1 protein-coding gene and 1 pseudogene are annotated in these 1,072 nt (G+C 36.2%); one reads left to right on the top strand and one right to left on the bottom strand.

The features are described 5' to 3' along the window. Positions 1-93 (top strand): annotated as a pseudogene (locus ACFILW_RS09945) (transcriptional regulator); the annotation flags it as partial. A 237-nt stretch (positions 94-330) separates the two neighbouring features. Here ACFILW_RS09945 and ACFILW_RS09940 read toward each other — a convergent pair. Next, positions 331-1,072: hypothetical protein (locus ACFILW_RS09940; protein WP_375685752.1), on the bottom strand; the 742-nt coding region annotated here is incomplete at its 5' end.

Here is a 1,072-nt window from a genome sequence, read left to right as displayed (position 1 = left end):
ACCTATAGCGAAAAAGAACACACCCTTTTAAAAAACTTTAGAGAACTCAAATCAAAAAAACAAAAAGCAATTTTGTGGTTAATTTCTGATTAAGCAAAAGCGCAACGATCAACATTATTCCATTCATATTCCCCTTAAGTCGAATTCAAACCAGCTTCCCCTCAAACAACAGCACTTCATCAGGCTCAATAACTCAAACCCTGCCCTCAAATATTCTAGCACACCACACCCCTTCAAAGAGCAATGTTTTACGGCAGATAGGATAATCAGCTGCATTTTTGTTGTCACTTATAATTTTCCAATGACTTTTGAATGCCTCTATTAATCTTTTTATAGCACTTTTACTCTTTTTAAAGCTTCTTTCTCTGCTTCTTCTTTTAACTTCATGCCATTGGCGCTTTCGTACCTTTTTATTGTTTTTTCAATCTGATCATCAGTCCCTGCTTTAAAGACAATCATTGTTTCAAACGGACGAAATAATGACGATTGCGAAATATGAAACAAGATATTCGTACGCAAATTGCTTGGATCAAAATCGCTATACCCTTTTCTTTTTAAGTCATGGATAGATATCGCTTTTTTTGACATAGCAAGACCAATAACATCGCTATTTTTCTCACCAAAATCTTTCACTGTTAAAAGGTTATTTTCAGCGTCACAAACTGTCGATATATTCATGACTTCGTCAAGAACTTGATCATTTATGTCAAATTGAGCATTGCTGACAAAAATGAATACAAGATCACGCAAAGAACAAGCTTTTTGAAAATAACAAGCATTGTACAAACGTGAGGGAACCCCAAGACAGTTGACTGCTCGTCGAATGATTTTTATAGCGAGCTCATATGATTTTTCATCTAAACGAAGATCACGAATGTCTGGAATGTAGATTTCTTGTGTTTCTTGTAACGGTGCAACTTCACTGTTTAATGCACGATCAATAAGCTTTTCTAACCAATTGTAACTCTCAACATTATCCTGCTCTCGGACAGACGATCTGATCTCTTCTAAAAGATTGTCCAGCCCACACTCTTCTCTAAAAGCACGCTCTCTTCGGTCACACGTCATCGTA

It is taken from the genome of Bartonella sp. TT110JLCBS (genome assembly GCF_042193405.1).
GTDB lineage: Bacteria > Pseudomonadota > Alphaproteobacteria > Rhizobiales > Rhizobiaceae > Bartonella.
This window is presented reverse-complemented; position numbering and strand designations above follow the sequence as displayed.